The 17,898-nt window shown below is 49.7% G+C and carries 13 protein-coding genes; 4 read left to right on the top strand and 9 right to left on the bottom strand.

What is annotated here, in order from left to right; all coding sequences use genetic code 11:
* Nucleotides 1-255: 255 nt before the first annotated feature.
* Nucleotides 256-1,635 carry a polysaccharide deacetylase family protein gene (locus ACAN54_RS21675; RefSeq protein WP_379160308.1) on the bottom strand — a complete coding sequence of 460 codons (1,380 nt, stop codon included), beginning with the start codon at nt 1,633-1,635 and terminating at the stop codon, nt 256-258.
* A gap of 242 nt (nt 1,636-1,877) precedes the next feature.
* Here ACAN54_RS21675 and ACAN54_RS21670 point away from each other — a divergent pair, with 242 nt between their 5' ends.
* On the top strand, nt 1,878-3,077 hold the full coding sequence (locus ACAN54_RS21670; protein ID WP_379160305.1) for an AI-2E family transporter: 1,200 nt from the start codon (nt 1,878-1,880) through the stop codon (nt 3,075-3,077).
* Here the strand turns inward: ACAN54_RS21670 and ACAN54_RS21665 are convergent.
* From ACAN54_RS21665 to ACAN54_RS21630, 8 genes are all read right to left on the bottom strand, one after another.
* Complete coding sequence (locus ACAN54_RS21665) at nt 3,038-4,834, bottom strand: peptidoglycan D,D-transpeptidase FtsI family protein (RefSeq protein ID WP_379160297.1); 1,797 nt, start codon at nt 4,832-4,834, stop codon at nt 3,038-3,040. The two genes, ACAN54_RS21670 and ACAN54_RS21665, sit on opposite strands and share 40 nt — an antisense overlap.
* Before the next feature lie 210 nt (nt 4,835-5,044).
* Nucleotides 5,045-7,111, bottom strand: coding sequence for a methyl-accepting chemotaxis protein (locus ACAN54_RS21660; RefSeq protein WP_379160294.1), 2,067 nt, complete (start codon nt 7,109-7,111; stop codon nt 5,045-5,047).
* A gap of 43 nt (nt 7,112-7,154) precedes the next feature.
* Nucleotides 7,155-8,117, bottom strand: a complete 963-nt coding sequence (locus tag ACAN54_RS21655; protein ID WP_379160291.1) for an acetylxylan esterase — start codon at nt 8,115-8,117, stop codon at nt 7,155-7,157.
* A 468-nt stretch (nt 8,118-8,585) separates the two neighbouring features.
* A complete protein-coding gene (locus tag ACAN54_RS21650; protein WP_379160288.1) occupies nt 8,586-9,611 on the bottom strand; it encodes a glycoside hydrolase family 130 protein in 1,026 nt (341 codons plus the stop codon).
* 33 nt (nt 9,612-9,644) lie between these two features.
* Entirely contained in the window at nt 9,645-10,478 is an 834-nt protein-coding gene (locus ACAN54_RS21645; RefSeq protein ID WP_379160284.1) for a carbohydrate ABC transporter permease, read from the bottom strand.
* A 5-nt stretch (nt 10,479-10,483) separates the two neighbouring features.
* Nucleotides 10,484-11,365: a carbohydrate ABC transporter permease gene (locus tag ACAN54_RS21640; RefSeq protein ID WP_379160281.1), complete on the bottom strand. Its 882-nt coding sequence runs from the start codon at nt 11,363-11,365 to the stop codon at nt 10,484-10,486.
* 126 nt (nt 11,366-11,491) lie between these two features.
* On the bottom strand, nt 11,492-12,865 hold the full coding sequence (locus ACAN54_RS21635; RefSeq protein ID WP_379160278.1) for an extracellular solute-binding protein: 1,374 nt from the start codon (nt 12,863-12,865) through the stop codon (nt 11,492-11,494).
* A 314-nt stretch (nt 12,866-13,179) separates the two neighbouring features.
* Complete coding sequence (locus tag ACAN54_RS21630; protein ID WP_379160275.1) at nt 13,180-13,989, bottom strand: response regulator transcription factor; 810 nt, start codon at nt 13,987-13,989, stop codon at nt 13,180-13,182.
* A 227-nt stretch (nt 13,990-14,216) separates the two neighbouring features.
* On the opposite strand from ACAN54_RS21630, the gene ACAN54_RS21625 reads away from it, so the two are divergent.
* Genes ACAN54_RS21625 through ACAN54_RS21615 form a run of 3 tightly spaced genes read left to right on the top strand, consistent with a single transcriptional unit; the run spans nt 14,217 to nt 17,597 of the window.
* The gene (locus ACAN54_RS21625) at nt 14,217-15,176 is read left to right on the top strand and encodes a glycoside hydrolase family 113 (RefSeq protein WP_379160272.1); all 960 of its coding nucleotides are present in this window, start codon (nt 14,217-14,219) and stop codon (nt 15,174-15,176) included.
* Nucleotides 15,177-15,183: 7 nt separating this feature from the next.
* Nucleotides 15,184-16,413: an AGE family epimerase/isomerase gene (locus ACAN54_RS21620; RefSeq protein WP_379160269.1), complete on the top strand. Its 1,230-nt coding sequence runs from the start codon at nt 15,184-15,186 to the stop codon at nt 16,411-16,413.
* Complete coding sequence (locus ACAN54_RS21615) at nt 16,413-17,597, top strand: glycoside hydrolase family 130 protein (RefSeq protein WP_379160266.1); 1,185 nt, start codon at nt 16,413-16,415, stop codon at nt 17,595-17,597. The genes ACAN54_RS21620 and ACAN54_RS21615 overlap by 1 nt, the downstream gene beginning before the upstream one ends.
* The last annotated feature ends 301 nt before the right edge of the window (nt 17,598-17,898 follow it).

Here is a 17,898-nt window from a genome sequence, read left to right as displayed (position 1 = left end):
TGAGGAGCTTTTTTGTACTGGCTGGGCCAAACAACGGCATTTCTGCCGTTGTTGCAGGTCTGTGCTGCTGCGGTGGGCCAAACAACGGCGTTTCTGCCGTTATTGCGGGTCTGTGCCGCTTCGGTGGGCCAAACAACGGCGTTTCTGCCGTTATTGCGGGGCCTTGCCCTAATTCCCAAACAACAAAAAAACTCCGGTGACCAGATCAGTCACCGAAGTCGGCTAATGAATAATTGCTGTTCCATTTCACTATTGTTAGTGCACAACCGTAGCCGCCGGAAGCTCGGCTTCCAGGCTCAAGTCTTCTTCCCTTACCCGCTCACGCGGCTTCACTTGTTTCTGCGGACGCTGCTGATTCATCTGGTCCAGCAGTTGGGAGATAGGCATCAGCATCATTTTGGGAACCAGTACCTCGCTCCGTTCCTTGAGTCTGGCGCCGCCTGCAGGATGGATGACACTCAGGAGAATACTCAGGTAGAATTTGGTTGACCGGGCAAACCAGCCGTTTGGCAGATCCAGCACCATGAACCCGAATTTCTCCGGCCCGCGATTAATCATACTGACACCATACAGCGCTTTTGCTTCGGCCAGGTCTACATCCGCAGCAATCCGCTGCGCAAGCACCGGCAGATCCTTCTCCATACGGCGGATCATACGGATCGCCAGCTGAGCCGAGGAACGGGAATGTACACCCAGCTCGAACAACTGCTTGTTGTCGATATGCAGTTCTATCACCTTGTCGCCTTTACTTAGGAGTTCCCCGCCTTCCATCTGCACAGGTCCACCCTGATATTTGCGTATACGGTAATGCAGGAATGGATCTGCCGGAGAGATGGTCTTCAGCCGGAACATTAGCTGGAAAAGCTGTTCCCAGGCCAGCCACAGGCCGACAATCAGTCTTTTGCCAAAAGAAAGCTGCTGAATGGGAGAGCTCTGCCCCCTCTTGATCATCTCGTCAATCCGTATACTGCGCAGTCCGCGACGCTCCGCCTCCTGAAGCATCCGTTCCAGAGCAATCAGCATATGTTCAGGTGCTTTGGGGTCCGCACCCAGTGTGGTACCGCAGTCATGCAGCAGCATGACCTCCCCCGGATTCAGCTTGCTGATCAGCTTCTCCGTCAACCGGTCCGCGCCAAGCTTCTCTTTCCAATCACCGAACATGGCAGACCACAGTACGATCTGCACCTGGCGGCGCTTGGAGAAATCAAACAAATTGACGATTCCCCAGGGCGGACGGTAGTATGTACTCCGTTCACCCGTAATATTGTAAATAATTTCGTCGGTGAGCTGGATTTGGCGTTTCACGGTATGTGGACGCATCAGCCAGTTAGTCTTGTGCACATAATTATGAATCCCGATCAGATGCCCTTCCTCGTGCATGCGCTTGATGATCTCCGGGTTCTGCTCCGCATGTGAACCCACTACAAAAAAGGTGGCTTTTGCCCCGTAACGCTTCAGTAAATCAAGCAAAATCGGAGTATACTGCGCATCCGGACCATCATCAAAAGTAAGGGCGAATTCGCTGCGGCCGGTCCCTTTTCGAAAGACACGATATCCAAATATCCGGCTGATCATACCAGGGATAAATGCATAGAAGGATGAAATGTAAAATAACCAGAGCAGCAAAGTCTGCATATAAATTCCCCGCTTTTCCAGAGTTGACTTTGGCTCGCCTATACGTCTGCAAGCAGATTCTGTGATACGGCCAAGTAGGTGATTTATGTCTCGCGGTTTTTAAGTAGGCAGAGTCCCACAAAAAAACGTTACCCCCTATTTTAACACAGGTATCAAAGAAATAGACGCTTTTTTGTTAAAATCGTGTACAATGAATTCAAGCCAAATTTGTAAATATATCTAAAAAGGAGTCGTTTATACCTATGCTGCCCCTGTACAAAAAATATTGGCGCACCTTCTTCGATGTCGGTTTAGTCGTGCTGACCGTGTATCTTGTAATGCTTGCTTTCAGTATGCTTTACCGTTTGGCCGCCCCTGTGTTCTTATCCTTTTTTGTATTTCTGCTGATCGAGCCGCTGGCCCGTTTCCTAAACCGCCGGGGGATGGCCAAACCGTTCGCCTCCGCCATCTCGGTGATCCTCTTCCTGATTGTCCTGCTTGGCGTTTTATTCGGTGCTGGACTTCTCATTACGATGCAAGCGCTCCAGTTCCAGGATGATCTGCCCCGGTATACATACATAGTCCAGCAGCAGTTTGCTGAGACAACTACCTATTTACAGCATAAAGTGGATGCGTTACCGCCGGATCTTACGGACAAAATTAACGGTTATTTCAAAGAAGCGACCAATGTGCTTTCAGGCTGGCTGGTCATCTTTCTAAAGTATATGATCGGCGTCCTTGGCTCGTTCTCATCATTTATGGCCAATTTCGGCATTGCGATTATTTTGGCGTTTTTCCTGAGCATGGAGATTAAAGACTGGCGCAAAGTTGCGCATGATAAAATGCCGAAGACGTTCAAGACCGCTTTCGCCTTTTTGCAGGGAAATGTCTTCAAAGCGATCGGCTCTTATCTCAAGGCTCAACTGATTCTGATCAGCATTACCTTCGCAATTGTGCTTATCGGCCTCTTCATTCTGCGAAGCGGAAATGAAATCACCATGGCACTGGTCTGTGCCGTGTTCGATGTGCTGCCGCTGCTGGGCGTGTCGACGATTCTGATTCCATGGATTGTATATCTGTTCATTGTCGGGAATACCACGCTTGCCATCGGCCTGCTTGTGCTGCTCGCGGTAGTGCTGATTGTGCGGCAGCTGCTGGAGCCCAAGATTACAGGCAATTCCATCGGTGTATCCTCGGCATTCCTCATGCTATCATTTGTAATTCTGTCCAGCTCTCTCTTCGGGTTCGCCGGCCTGATTCTCTCGCCGATTCTGCTTATTCTGCTCAAGGAGCTGCTTCAGCAGGGTTATCTCCAGCGCTGGATCTTCCTGCCGCAAGAAGAGTTTATCGTCTCACCGTTTGCTGCGACCTGTGAGCCTTCGACACCGGGAGGAGCTGCGGTCTCAGGTGAAGCGGGAGGGGCTCAGGCTCCCTCAGATTCTGACAACAGCTCAAATACCTGACCGAACAGTGTGGTGGCGGCATGCGGACTCCCCGGTGCCACATCCTCTACCATAGCGGATACAGCATATCTGGGATGGCCGACCGGCCCATACCCAATGAACCATTGGTTATTGCGGGATACCCCCTTCACCGATGTCTGTGCCGTCCCTGACTTGCCTGCTACGGGCCATTTCGTGCCCAGCAGGCTTTTTCCCGTTCCCTCTGTTACAACCTTGCGCATCAGGGAGAGGAGCACATGGGCTGTAGACGGAGAGATCCTGCCCTGCGGAGCAGGAGACAAATGTGTAGGCAGCTCCTGGAGGGTCTGTCCATTAGCAAAGACCACCCGCTGCAGAATGCGTGGTGCGCGAACTTCGCCTCCATGCAGCAGCGTGACTAGCAGGTTGGCTGCCTGCAGCGGTGTAACCCGGACATCACGCTGGCCGATCGCTGTCTGCACTCTGGCCCCGCCATCATCCGTCAGCAGGGTGCTGAATATGGTTCCCGGCTGTTCCCCGGACAACGGACGGAGCAAGGGAAGGCCAAGCGTATTCTCCGCTTGCCAGCTGATATCCCTGCCCAGCCCCAGTGCAAGGGCTGCAGACTCCATTTGCACCCCGTTCAGCCGCTCAGCCAGGGAAGCAAATACGGTATTGCAAGACACGGCGAATCCCTCTGCCATGGTAAGCGAGCCGTGTCCATTGCCTTTTCGGCAGGCCAGTCCGTATTTCCCGTAATGTCCAGAGCAATGGAACCTCTCTTCAGGAGAGGTCACTCCGGCTTCCAGTGCTGCAGCAGCGGTGACTATCTTGAAGATCGAGCCAGGCACTGCTGCCTGGAGTGCCCGGTTGTTCCACTCTCCGCCCTCGGGCGAGATGCGTCCCGGATTATAGAAGGGGAATGATACCATGGCCTCAATATCCCCGTTATTCGTATCCAGTACAACTACTGCACCCGCCTTGATTCCAGATTTCATAACCAACTGTTCAATACCTTCCTGGAGCTGCTTATCAATCGTTGTATATAAGGATAACGGATAATACGGATTTCCAGGTGCCCTCACCCTAAGAGGGCTACCCGGAAGACGGTTCCCGCGGGCATCCACCTGGGCATATACTTCGGTATGACCCACCCCCTGCAGCAGCGGTTCCAGTGTCTTCTCCAGCCCGTCGGTTCCCGTCATTGGAATTCTTAAACCTGTAGTGGATTGCTCCATCTGGGCTTCCGAAGCCTCTGACATGTACCCCAGCCACTGTCGCCCTGACTCTTCCCCTTCATATCGGCGGGCAAAGGGAAGTGCCCGCACACCGTCGATGGCAAGAGATTCCACCGTTTGAGCCTGCCCCGGGGTAAGCTCAAGTGGATTTTTCCCGCTGCCGGAAGGCCAGAGCAGCGGTTCTTTCAGTCCCTTACGCTTTGCCTGAAGCTGCTCATAGGTCACACCGAGCACAGTGGCAAGACGCTGGAGCTGCTTCTTACCGGCTGCACTGTTCTCAGCAGCTTTAGCTTCCTCCTGCGGAAAAAAAGCCGCGGTCCACACCGTTTCACCCGCCAGCGGCTGGCCGTTGCGGTCATACAAACGGCCACGGCCGCTGTCCAGCACCATCTCCCGCTCACTCTGAATTGCCGCCATTTGAGCCATAGAGTATTCTGCCCCCGGAACCTTACGGTCCTTCAACAGCAGTTGGACCCATGCAAGCCTCAGAATCAGCATCCCTACCAGTGCACACAGGATGATTGAACTCCAAATCATACGTTTAGGACCAAGCTTGTACAAAACCATTCCTCCTGATGTTTGTTGACTCACTAAAAGTATCTTAGATTCTATTATGCCCACCTGATGGATTTATTACCTGAAGCGGCAGATCGCTCCAGCTAAAACTCCAGTATCATCTGCTTATAATGACCAAGCGGAACGTATGAATGATGCCCAAAGACGCCTCTTTCCGGTTGGAAAGAGGCGTCTTTGATTTGAAGTATTCAGAGATTATACGTTGAACTTTGAGAGTCTTTCTTTTAGCATATTCGAGGAGCGTTCCAGTCTGCCGGAGAGGTCCACCAGATAATCGCTGACACTTTGCTGCTCCCCGCTTAGGGATGCCACTTCCTGGGAGGCTGCAGAGGATTGCTCTGCAAAAGAGCTGACATTGCTTATCGTATCCGACAGCACGTGCTGGGATTGATTCAACCCGTCAATGGATGCTCCCACGGATTCCAGCCGTGTAATGAAGTGATTCATCTGGCCCTGAACGGTCACAAAGATATCACTCGTGTTCCGGACTGAAATGGTCTGCTCCCCGAAAAGAGGTGCGACCTCCGACAGTGCTGCTACTGTCTCATTCATATCCGACATGATTTTGTCAGTAATATCAGCCACCATGGCAATGGAGCGCTTGGACTGTTCAGACAGCTGGCGGATTTCGTCAGCCACCACCGTGAATCCTTTACCTGCTTCACCAGCACGCGCGGCTTCTATTGAAGCGTTCAGCGACAGAATGTTGGTCTGCTGTGTAATGCTCTGCATGACATCCAGAACTTGGATCACCGAGGATGCGGTATCCTTCAATTCATTGACCTTCATGACAAGCTTGTCCGTCATATCGCCTGTCATCTGTGTTTTGGTAAGCAGCTCCTGCAGCTTCCCGACACCTTCCTGACTGGACTGTCCCACATCATGTGCGGTACTCTCCATCTCGTGAGCCGCAGATATCACCACATCCATCCGCCCGGATATCTGCGCCGTCATCTCATTGCCGCGGTCTGCTTCCAGCGCAAGGCTTCCAGCTCCTCCGGCAATCTCTTCCATCGCCGTAGCAATATCTTTGGCCGATGCAGCTGTCTTTCGCGAAGCACTGCCCAGCGCATCCGCCGTTTCCATAACCTCACGTGCCGTCTCGTTGGTATGCACTACCAGCTCAGTAATCCGCTCCATCATCACATTAAAGGAACCGGATAGCTGACCGATTTCATCGCGGGAAGCCACTACCGTCCGTACCCGCAGGTCCCCTTCCGCTCCCTTGAACATCAGGTCCCTCAGTCTGGAGAGTGGACGGGATACCATTCTGACCATCCACAAGCCGATCAGAATCGCAATGAGCGCAGCGGCTGCAACTGCAATATAAGTCGTGCTCAGAATGCGGCCTGCATCCTTAACCAGATTCTCTGAAGGCACAACACCAAGTACTCTCCAGCCCGAGCTCTGCAGAGTGCCATAGACCGCCAGAATCGATTTGCCTTTTTCGTCTTTGGTTGGCAAAGACCCCGAGGTTTCAGTCAATCCCTTGAACAAGGTGCCTCCCAAGCGAAGATACGAATCTGCCTGTTCCTGGGAAGAGGCTATCAGTTCGTCTTTGCTTGTAAGTAATTGGATGTAAGAATCCATTCCCAGGTTAACCTTCTTCAGATGCTTGTCCAATTCTCCTGTATTGATATCGGCAACAGCCATATAACCCGCTGCCCCTGAATCATCAGCGATGGATTTGGCTAAATGAAACACACCCGAAGTATTCCCCTTCTTCAGCCCTTCAGTAATCCACAAACTCTGCGGCTTCTCCTTCAGCTGCTTGAACCAGGAAGCTTTCCGGATCCCATCTATAAAAGCCTCGTCCTTAGTTCCCGCCGCAGACACTGGAAGTTTCTCGTTCAAAGGGATCAGATACACCGCCTGTACTCCAGTGACCGAAGTCATCCAACGGTTCAATTCACTATTGATCTGTTCCGCCTGATTCTGCAGTCCTTCCTTGCTGTCAACGGCCGCAATCCCCTCGTTAACTGCATCCTGAATATCCCTGCTGTAAAAAAGCTGACTCAGGCTGTCTTCAAAACGCATCATGATGACATCCAGCTTCTCAGCGGTTTGCTCGACGTTCTGTTGATTGGACATCAAAGCATTGTTCTCAATGGTTTGTTTGGCAACAGAGTACGAGATGTACCCCAGAGATAATACAATCCCCATCGTCGCAATGAAAAACACGAGAAAGAGCCGCACCCCTAGCGACTTGGAGGGGCGCAGCCGAGTTAGAAATCCTTTACTGCCTGCTGCTGGTTTAACCACAAAAATCACCGCCAGATCTACAATATTCTTGTACGGTTTCCCGTTACAAGGTCATGAAGGTCTGTAACGTCCGATCAGAAAGATATGGAAGATACTCATGACCGTATTCATGATATACTAATAGATCTTTTGCTGCTGTGATTTTATTGTATGCGGCAAATTGTGTCGAAGGTGGACAGATTGTATCCACCAGTCCGGTTACCCATAGCACTTTAGCCCGGATCCGGTCTGCCAGATTCTGAATGTCGATGTATCCGAGACGGTTAAAAACCTCTTCCTCCCGCTCATGATGCGGATCAAAAAAGCGGAAATAATAATTAATTTCCTCATAAGCGGAAGTTGTAATATCCAGCTCCCATGCCCGTTTGTAATCGGAAAGGAATGGATAGACCGGCACGGCCAGCTTAATCCTCGGTTCAAGGGCAGCACAGGCTACGGTAAGCCCGCCGCCTTGGGACAGGCCGAATGCGCCCACCCGCTCCGGGTCTACTTCCGGCATATTCATCAGAATCCGTGCCGATTGAGCGGTATCCAGAAATACGTTCCGGTAATACAGCTTGTCCGGATTCGGATCATCGATCCCACGGATGATGTGGCCGCGGATTGTTGTACCCTGAACCGTAAGGTTGTCTTCGGACAAGCCGCCCTGTCCGCGGCAATCCATAGCAAGTACACTGATGCCATGCGCCGCATAGGTGACCTTCTCCATCCAATCACCGCTATCGCAAGAATAGCCGTGGAACATAACCACACCAGGCCCTTTCGCCTGCTCCGTCTTTTTGGGTCTCACATATTTGCAGTGCACTTTGGCACCGCCTACTCCGGTAAAATACAGATGAAAACACTCCGCCAGCTCACTGGTGAATTCCGCAGGCACCAGTTCATAATCCAGAGTCTGGGCATCGAGGTCAGCCAGGGCACGATCCCAGAATGAATCGAAATCAGCAGGCTTCGGGCTGGAGCCTTCGTAGGCTTTTAGTTGGGGCAGGGATCTTTCGGATGTCATAAGAAATCCTCCTTAGGGTTGGATTGAATTGTGTTGGCAAAAAGTGAGTGGGGGGGTGGGGGAGTGTACGGCGTAACTGCGGGGAATGTTGGTTCCGATCGCTGTTGTTCCCGGATTTCCTGATTTGTACCGCTAGGCGGTAGAAATCCGAGAACTGCATATGCTTTCGAAGCGAGCTTTCCTTCGGAAAGCTTTCAGGCGAACGCTCCGCTTCTCCACTCAACATTCCCCTCCGTTACTCCCCACTCCCCCCCCTCTCGACCACAGGGTTTGCAAGAACAAGTTAAATCCAATAAATCGGATCTAACCTTTAAGTGCAAAACTTTAAGAGCAAAACTTTAAGACCTAAACCTTAGATCAAAACAAAATGAAAAACCCATTAAGCATGGGTTTTTGGATCGTGCAGCAACGTGGCGGCCACAGAGGTGGCCGCCACTGGCTGCAAAGGCGTAGCTGCAAAGGCAATGTTTAGATCTTGCCCAAACCAGCGTCGTCGCCGACTTCCTCATGAGTGTCGATCACATAGTTGACGATTTCTTCAACCGTGGTGTAGGCAACACCTACATAGGTGTCAGCTGCGCCATAGTAAATGGCAATACGGCCGGTTTCAGCATCATTCAGGGTGGCGCAAGGGAAGAGCACGTTGTTCACGAAACCTCTTTCTTCGTACCATTCTTCCGGTGTAAGCACGAAGTTCTTGGAGCGGTATTTGACCTTGGATGGCTCCTCCGTGTCCAAGATGACAGCACCCATGCTGTATACGAGACCGTTGCAGGTTCCGGTAACGCCGTGATAGAACATCAGCCAGCCTTCTGAAGTCTCGATCGGTGCTGGGCCGCCGCCGATTTTGGTGCTCTGCCACCAGCCCTGTCCACCTTTAGTCATGACATGGCGGTGTTTGCCCCAATATACAAAGTCAGGGCTTTCGCTAAGGAATACATCACCGAAAGGCGTATGGCCGCTGTCGCTCGGACGGGACAGCATCACGAAGTTGCCGTTGATTTTTTTAGGGAACAGCACGCCATTGCGGTTGAACGGCAGGAACGGATTTTCCAGGCTGGTGAAGGTCTTGAAATCCTGGGTTTTGGCCACGCCGATCGCAGCTCCGTAGAAATCTGTGCACCAGATGATGTAATAAGTGTCTTCGACCTTAACGAGACGGGGATCATAGGCATAACGAGGCATATACGGATTGCCTGCTTCGTCGGTAAATTGAATCGGAGCATCATCGATTTTCCAATCCAGCCCGTCTGCACTGTGGCCCATACGCAGATGAGGACGGGTGGTGTTGTCTTCTACACGGAATACGCCCAGAAAACTTCCTTCATAGGCAATAACCGCACTGTTGAAAATACGGGCTACCCCTTTAGCGGGATTGCGTTTGATCACCGGGTTATCACTGTGTCTCCATACCGGATTGTCATTGCCAGCCGGTCTGTCCTGCCAGGGTATATTCGGAATATTCTGACTTGCAATCAATTTAACTTCTTTCATAATGTAAATTCCCTCCAATAGCCTGTACAGGCTTTATTTTACCGACCCTTGGGCAAAACCGTTGTAAATATACTTCTGCAAAGCTATGAAAGCGATCAGGGTAGGAATAATAGCGATCATAATGGCGGCGCAGATAACCTCCCACTGTGAACCATACGGGCCTTTGAATTTGAACAGCGCGGTGGATACCACCTGCAGGCTGCTTTTTGGCATATACAGGAAAGGGGTGTAGAAGTCATTGTAGATGTTCACGCCCTTTACAATAATCACAGTTACAATGGCCGGGCTCAGCAGCGGAAGAATAATTCTCCAGTAAATCGTCCAGTACGAGGCTCCGTCCAGCATTGCAGACTCATCGAGTGATTCAGAAATAGAGTCCAGGAATTGCATGAATATATAGACGGCGATAATATCCGTACCCAGGTACATCAGAATCGGTGCCCAGCGGGTGTTGAACAAATCCAGCGAGTTGATGATCTGGAAGGTGGCTACTTGAGTCGTAACTCCGGGAATCAGCGTTGCGAGCAGAAAAGCACCCATCAGCAGCTTGCTGCCTCTGAACCGGAACCTCGCCAGAATGTATGCCATCATCGAACCGGTAAGTGTAGCACCGGCAATAGATATGACTACAATAATAAGAGTATTCAAGAAGCCTAGGAGCATATTCCCGTCCACAAAAGCTTTGGTATAGTTGGCGAAATTCAGCCAGTTTTCCGGCAGGGTCAGCGGACCTGTTGATGCATATTCTTTATTCGTTTTCAATGAAGCAAAAAAGACGACAACGATCGGAATCAGGGCCATCAGCGCTCCCAAAATCAAAGTGAGGTATTTGAAGAAAGAGGCTACGTTGTATTTTAGAGTATGCATAGTTCTTACTTCTCCTCCTTAATCAGAACACGCTGCAGAATGGTGACAAGAACAACAATACCCAGGAGCACTACGGCCATGGCCGAAGCAAGACCCAGCTTACTGTATTTGAAGGCCACATCGACGGTCTGGATGACAAATGTGCCGCTGCCATTGGAACCGCCGGTCATGACATACGGAATTTCGAATACACCGATCGCTCCGCTTACCGCGAGGATCAGATTGAGCTGCAGAATACGTTTGATGCTTGGAATAATAATGTGCCGGAACTGGTGCCAGCGGTTGGCCCCGTCAATTTCCGAAGCTTCATATATATCACTGCCGATGGAGGAAATCGCTCCAAGGAAGATGATAAAGTTCATCCCCATGTATCTCCATACCGATGCAAAGGCGAGGGAGATATTGATCAGATGGGGATTCAGCAGCCACTTCTGCTGCCAGGCTCCAAGTCCAACGAGATCAAGGATGGTATTCAGGGTGCCTTCCGGCTTGAAGAAAAACAGAAAAATAAATCCAATGGCCACACCATTCAAGAGTGTCGGAAAGAACAGGATTCCTTTGAACCAGTTCTTCATACGGACATTAAAGCTTAGGATCGTGGCAAAATACAGCGCCAGCCCCATTTGGACGAAGGTGGCAAAGAAATAATACAAGCTTACCTTGAACACGGCAAAATACTCCGGTTTGGTAAAAATCGTCTTGTAGTTATCAAAGCCGATATACTCCATGTCTTTGCTTAGACCATTCCAGCTTGTGAAGCTGTATTGGAACATTTTGAATACAGGCAAATATGAGAACGTCAGCAACAGAACTACCGGTACTAGTGAGAATAAAAATATGATCAATATCCGCTGATTTTTATAACTTAAGTTGGACAATCTCTCCACACCTCCTAAGAAGACTGCTTATCACTCCAAATCCTTCTCCATACTCGCAAAAGTGAAGGGGAAAATGCCGCTTTGGCATCTCCCCGTTCTCTGCAATCTTTCTTCACTGCTGCGCTAATACCATACTTACTTAGCTGCCGTTACTTTGGCTCTTGCAGCTTTCCATTTATCATTCAGGTCTTTCATAATGTCATCATAGGAATCTTTTCTGTTGCCAATTGCCGCTTCGATAATCACTTTCTTGAAGTCAGGCTGCCAGAGGCCGATTTCAGCTTCTTTGTCGATGGCATCAACCCAGCCCTCTTCACCGGCTTTTGCAGGGGCAAGCGTATCAAAGGTTACATCAGTGCCATCAAATTGTTTCAGGATTTCCGGAAGCTCAGCACCTTTAACTGGGCTCATACCGCCACCTTCAGTGGTAGGATAGCCGGATTCGTTGATGAACCAGTCTACCCAGGCTCTAGCTGCCTCTTTGTTTTTACTGTGAATGCTGATACCCAGATTGTAGTCATCTGAGAGCGGAACCAGAATCTTGTCTGCGTTGGTCGGGAAAGGCATGAAGCCTACATCGTCAGGGTTGGTTGCCAGCCCTTTGATCTGGCCGATAGCCCAAGATCCAAGCATCATAGTACCGATTTTACCGTTAGCCAGGTCAGCCTTGGAAGATTCCCAGTCTGTAGTCGTAGGATCTTCTTCAATCAGACCATTCTTGGCAGCGTCATACATAACTTTGTACAAGTCGTAGTGCGGCTGGCCTTGAACGAAGTTATCATCCGATGCCACTTGGCCGATATTCACATAATCACGATCGCCGGCTACGGTAGCCAGATCCGCTTCCCACTGGGTCAGAGTCCAACCGGCAGCATAGTTCGTGTAGAGAGGAACTGCATCCGTCTTGTCCTTGATACTCTTCAGAGCAGCAGAGAACTGGTCAAAAGTTCTTGGAACCTCAGTAATTCCGGCATCCTTGAATACTTGTTTGTTGTAGATGACACCGGAGAAGTTAACCGTAATCGGAATACCGTAAGAAATACCGTCAACAGTACGTTCTTCCAGCCCGGTATATTGCTTCTCCAGATCGGACATTTTACCCAGCGGTTCAAAAAAGTCCGGCAGGTCTTTAATAGCGACACTTGTAGGCAGCAGCAGAACATCGCCGTAATCATTTGTGCTCATACGGATCTTAATCTGATCTTCATAGCTGGACAGTGCTTCGAAGTTTACTTTGACATTCGGATACTTCTCATTAAATTTGGCTGCATAATCTTTGAATACGGTATCAACAATATCCGTTCTTTGCGTGATTACCGTGATATCTCCTTTGATATCCTTGGCTGCGTCACCTTCTGGAGCCGCTGTTGCCTCAGTATTGGTTCCGGTGTTGCCTGCATTGGTTGCTGCGGCATTGTCCGTAGTATTGTTGTTCGATGAACAGCCTGCGAACAAACCCGCCATTAATGTCAATGCTGCCAGACTAGTAACTGCTTTGGTTGTCTTCATTGTCTTTTGACCCCTTTCTTCATTTCGAACCTCAAAACCAATAATAACTAAACGCTAACAACATTCATCACAAATCAACGATTATATTCCAGGAAAATCTATTGATCCTCTATTTCGTATGAAAAGTGGTGATGTTATCGCTTACAAACACATTATAAATCGTTTCCAACCGCAAAACGATGGTTTCAATTGCTTTTTCTGGTCTTCAATTTGTTATTTTTGTTTTTTATATTTCCCATTTGTTATCTACATATATATAAAAAGGCAAACTCCCCATTGCACGGAATCTGCCTTCATATAAATCTATTTATTTATCATCTGCAGCGGCTCTTGTAATCCTTTGGCGTCATGCCGCACATTTTTTTGAACAGCTTGTTGAAATAAACCGGATCACTGTAACCAACCTTTTCGGCAATTTCGTAGTTTTTCAAATCAGGCTGACCGAGCAGCAGCTCCTTGGCCTTGGCGATACGGATGCCTATCAGGTAATCTGTTATGGTCTGACCTGTCTTGTATTTGAACAACCGGCTGATATAGCTCGCGTTCATCCCCACGGTCTCTGCCAGTCGCTCCAGTTCAAAGTTATGACCATATTCCTTCTCCAGAATGCTTTTGGTCTGTTCAACCACATAATGTTCCCCACCCTCGGGGGCCAGAGGAGGTGCACCCTTCAGTTCTGCTTCTATAGAATGAATTTTCTTGTTCTCTTCCACACTTTTTAGCAAATCGTATAGCTGTGTTTTCTCAATAGGCTTAAGCAAATAATCAAGCACTCCGTGACGCATGGCCCGACGGGCATATTCGAATTCACTGAACCCGCTTAATACCGCTATAGGGAGATGCTTCAGATGCCCTCTAACCTCTTCGATCAGCTTGAAACCATCCATTCTAGGCATCTTAATATCTGTAATTAGAAGGTCTATATCCTCCTGGCTAAGCTCCCGGATCTGATTCCACGCCTCCAGCCCATTACCATGGGAACCGATAACTTCAACTTCCAAATCCATTCTGGAAGTAATCTTCTCAAGCCCACGGCGAATTACTTCCTCATCGTCCGCAATCATGACCCTGATCACCACCAATCGCCTCCAGTTCGTTGCTGCCACAAATGATTGCGGTATCATTATCAATTATAAGCCTCATTTATCACTTCGCATATGTGCTCAAATGTACTTTTATAGTCTTAAGTTTACTTTGCCCATTTTATCCTTGAAATCATAACCGAAAAGGGTTATAACTGAATTGTATTGTTGTTATTATTTAATAACAAATTTACAATAACAATATAACAAAATATTCAAATGTTTCGATCCCTTTATTCCTACTATTCTGACAAAGCGAGGTAGCTGAGATGTCACTGCAGAATGAATATGTCGGAGGCGTTACCTGGGGTTTCATGGGCAGGCGCGGGACCTGGGCAAATCAAGAGGCTGAAGCTTCAATGGAGCTTATGAAATCGGTCACCGGAGCGAACTGGACAGCCATCGCTTTCAGTGCAATTCAAGCCACTCCGCAATCTACGGAAATTCCTTATTGGGAGAAACCCACAGTTACTGACGATGAGGTTCTATGGGCGATCCACAAGGCAAAGTCGCTTGGTCTGAAGGTATGCCTGAAACCGATTGTGAATTGTGCAGACGGTACTTGGCGCGCGCACATCAATTTTTTTGACAGGGATGTTCCCTGCGAGCCCAAATGGTCGGAATGGTTCAGCTCTTATACTGCCTTTATTATGCATTTTGCCGCGATCGCAGAAGAAAGCGGTTGCGAGATGTTCTGCATCGGCTGCGAGCTCGTGATGTCTGACAGACGGGCCGCAGAGTGGCGGGCCTTGATTGCAGAAGTACGCACAGTGTACAGCGGAGTTCTTACCTATAATTGCGACAAATATCAAGAGGACAATGTGACCTGGTGGGATGCCCTGGATGTGATATCTTCCAGCGGCTATTACCCCGAGCTGGACTGGGAAGCACAGCTGGACCGGATTGAGGCGGTGGTGAAGCGATATGGCAAGCCCTTCTTCTTCATGGAAGCAGGCTGCCCCAGCCGCACCGGAAGTGCCGCGATTCCAAACGACTGGTCGCTGAAGGGCGAACCGAGCGAAGAGGAACAAAAGCGCTTTTATGAGGCCATGTTCCGCAGCTGCGAGCGCCGGGAATGGGTTCAGGGCTTTATGCTCTGGGATTGGCCGGCACGACTGTATTCACTGGACGCCGCAGCAGAGAACGATGACTACTGCATGTACGGGAAATCTGCAGCAGATGTCATTAAGAAGTACTACGGTTCCAAGACTACTGCGATTAAGGAGTGAACAACCGATGAATAATTCAACTCAAGTATGGCTGAAAGAGCTGGAGGATGAACTGAAGGACAATATTTTACGCTTCTGGATGGAGCACACCCTGGATGAAGCGAATGGCGGCTTTGTCGGAGAGATCGACAACCAGATGAATGTGATTGAAGGTGCCGAGAAAAGTCTTGTGCTCAATGCGCGGATTCTATGGACGTTTGCGAGCGCTTACCGCTTCTATGGCACAGCTGAGTATTTAAAGATGGCTGAACGTGCCTTCGACTATTTGAACCGGCATTTCTTGGATCAAGAATACGGCGGTTTGTTCTGGATGGTGGATGCATATGGAGTACCCTCCCAGCCGAAAAAGCAAATCTATGGCCATTCTTTTGCCATATACGCACTTGCTGAATTTCATCATGCCACAGGGCGCGCTGATGCGCTGCAGCAGGCGATTGATCTGTTCCATATCGTAGAGAAATACGGCTATGATCCTATTTATAAAGGCTATATTGAAGCATTGTCCCGTGAATGGCAAATGACAGACAATCTCAGTCTCAGCTCGAAAGATATGAACGAGAAAAAGTCCATGAATACCCATCTGCATGTGCTGGAAGGCTATACCGGCCTGTACCGGGTATGGAAATCGGAAGAGCTGAAGCTCAAGCTGACCGAACTGATTGAAACTATGCTTGAGCATATCATCGATGCGGACGGCAAGCATTTCCACCTATTCCTGGACGAAGAGTGGCATGTGAAATCCGAGAGCATATCATTTGGCCATGACATCGAAGGCAGTTGGCTGCTGGTCGAAGCCGCAGAGGTGCTGGGAGATGAAGAGCTGATTCAGCGCGTGCGCAAGGTGGCCATTTCTATGGCCGATGCCGTGCTTGCCGAGGGCATTGCCGAGGATGGCGGAATCTGGAATGAAGCAGACAAGAACGGATTTATTGATAAGTCTGAGGAGTCCAGAGACTGGTGGCCGCAGGCTGAAGCCATTGTAGGCTTTTATAATGCATATCAACTGACCCAAGATCCACGGTTCCTGCAAGCTGCCGAGAACGCTTGGGCTTTCACTGACAAATATTTGGTTGACCACCAACTTGGCGAATGGTATTGGGGGATTAACGAAGCGCTGCAGCCTCTGCCACACGCACCCAAGGTCAGTGCCTGGAAATGTCCTTATCATAACAGCAGAGCCTGTTTTGAGATGATTGAACGGCTTAGCTTGACATCTACTCTAAAGGAGACAAAATAATGAACACAAACTTTCAAGAACGCAAACAGAAGCTCACGGAGCGTTATGAGGCCCTGATTGGCCGCAAAAATGAAAAGGTTCCCTATGGTAACGGCATCTATGACCGCTACAAGTATCCTTTGCTCACTGCTGAACACGCACCGCTGATCTGGCGCTACGACTTCAATCCGGAGACTAACCCGTATTTCGCAGAAAGAATCGGGGTTAATGGTATCTTCAATCCTGGAGCCATTGAGCTGAACGGGAAGTTCTATATCGTTGCCCGTGTCGAAGGCAATGACCGCAAATCCTTCTTCGCTGTAGCCGAGAGTGACAGCGGCGTGGACGGCTTCCGCTTCTGGGATCACCCCGTGGTGCTGCCTGAAACGGAAGATCCGGACATCAATGTCTACGACATGCGCCTCGTGAAACATGCGGACGGATGGATTTACGGCTTGTTCTGCACCGAACGCAAAGACCCGGATGCTCCTCACGGCGATTTGTCCAGCGCAGTTGCCCAATGCGGTATTACCCGGACGAAGGATCTGAAGACCTGGGAACGTCTAGCTGACCTGAAGACCGGCTCCGCTCAGCAGCGCAATGTAGTGCTGCATCCGGAATTTGTGGACGGCAAATACGCCTTCTACACCCGTCCGCAGGATGGATTCATCGACGCAGGTTCAGGCGGCGGTATTGGCTGGGGATTATCGGAGACTATCGAGAACGCAGTAATTACGAGTGAATCCATTATGGATCAGCGTTATTACCACACCATCAAAGAAGTGAAGAACGGCCAAGGCCCGGCGCCAATCAAAACACCACGCGGCTGGCTGCATATTGCCCACGGTGTCCGCAACACCGCCGCAGGACTGCGCTACGTGCTGTATGCCTTCCTATCCGATCTGGAAGAGCCCAATAAAGTTACGCATGCACCAGGCGGACATTTCATCGCTCCTGATGGTGAAGAGCGCGTTGGCGATGTATCCAACGTTGTATTCTGCAATGGCGTGATCGCACGGGATAACGGGGATATCTACATTTATTACGCATCCTCCGATACCCGCATCCACGTAGCTACTACTACGGTTGACCAAATGCTGGATTATGTACTGAATACACCTGAAGATCCGCTCCGCTCTTATGCATGCGTGCAGCAGCGGATTGCAATGATTGACCGGAATATTAAAATGAACCTGAAAGCCTAGCATAGAATTTCCTGTGTTAAACGTGACTACGGGGAATGTTTGGACTTCCGGCCGCTGTTGTCCGCAGATTTCTTGATTATTTACCGTGTATCACGGTTGAAATCCGCAGACAAAGGCGGTCGCTGTCGCTCCTCCAGTTCCAAACTTCCCCTCCGTTACTTCACCCTTAATGTACCTTATCAAGTTCTTTTATAGAGAGTAAGCAGAATCAAAGGCGGCCCTAGTGATATCCACTGGGGCCGCCTTTGATTTTAAAGAATAGCTCGCAAGAATCATATCCTTGAGCAGATGTCCTCAGCCA

It is taken from the genome of Paenibacillus diazotrophicus, assembly GCF_042610465.1.
Note: the sequence above shows the minus strand (reverse complement) of the source record. Positions and strands in the feature narration are given on the sequence as shown.

Coding starts and splice junctions, on each gene's coding strand:
- ACAN54_RS21675 (WP_379160308.1), bottom strand. CDS start 1,635: ATGCAGACTTTGCTGCTCTGGTTATTTTACATTTCATCCTTCTATGCA.
- ACAN54_RS21670 (WP_379160305.1), top strand. CDS start 1,878: ATGCTGCCCCTGTACAAAAAATATTGGCGCACCTTCTTCGATGTCGGT.
- ACAN54_RS21655 (WP_379160291.1), bottom strand. CDS start 8,117: ATGACATCCGAAAGATCCCTGCCCCAACTAAAAGCCTACGAAGGCTCC.
- ACAN54_RS21650 (WP_379160288.1), bottom strand. CDS start 9,611: ATGAAAGAAGTTAAATTGATTGCAAGTCAGAATATTCCGAATATACCC.
- ACAN54_RS21645 (WP_379160284.1), bottom strand. CDS start 10,478: ATGCATACTCTAAAATACAACGTAGCCTCTTTCTTCAAATACCTCACT.
- ACAN54_RS21635 (WP_379160278.1), bottom strand. CDS start 12,865: ATGAAGACAACCAAAGCAGTTACTAGTCTGGCAGCATTGACATTAATG.
- ACAN54_RS21630 (WP_379160275.1), bottom strand. CDS start 13,989: ATGATACCGCAATCATTTGTGGCAGCAACGAACTGGAGGCGATTGGTG.
- ACAN54_RS21625 (WP_379160272.1), top strand. CDS start 14,217: ATGTCACTGCAGAATGAATATGTCGGAGGCGTTACCTGGGGTTTCATG.
- ACAN54_RS21620 (WP_379160269.1), top strand. CDS start 15,184: ATGAATAATTCAACTCAAGTATGGCTGAAAGAGCTGGAGGATGAACTG.
- ACAN54_RS21615 (WP_379160266.1), top strand. CDS start 16,413: ATGAACACAAACTTTCAAGAACGCAAACAGAAGCTCACGGAGCGTTAT.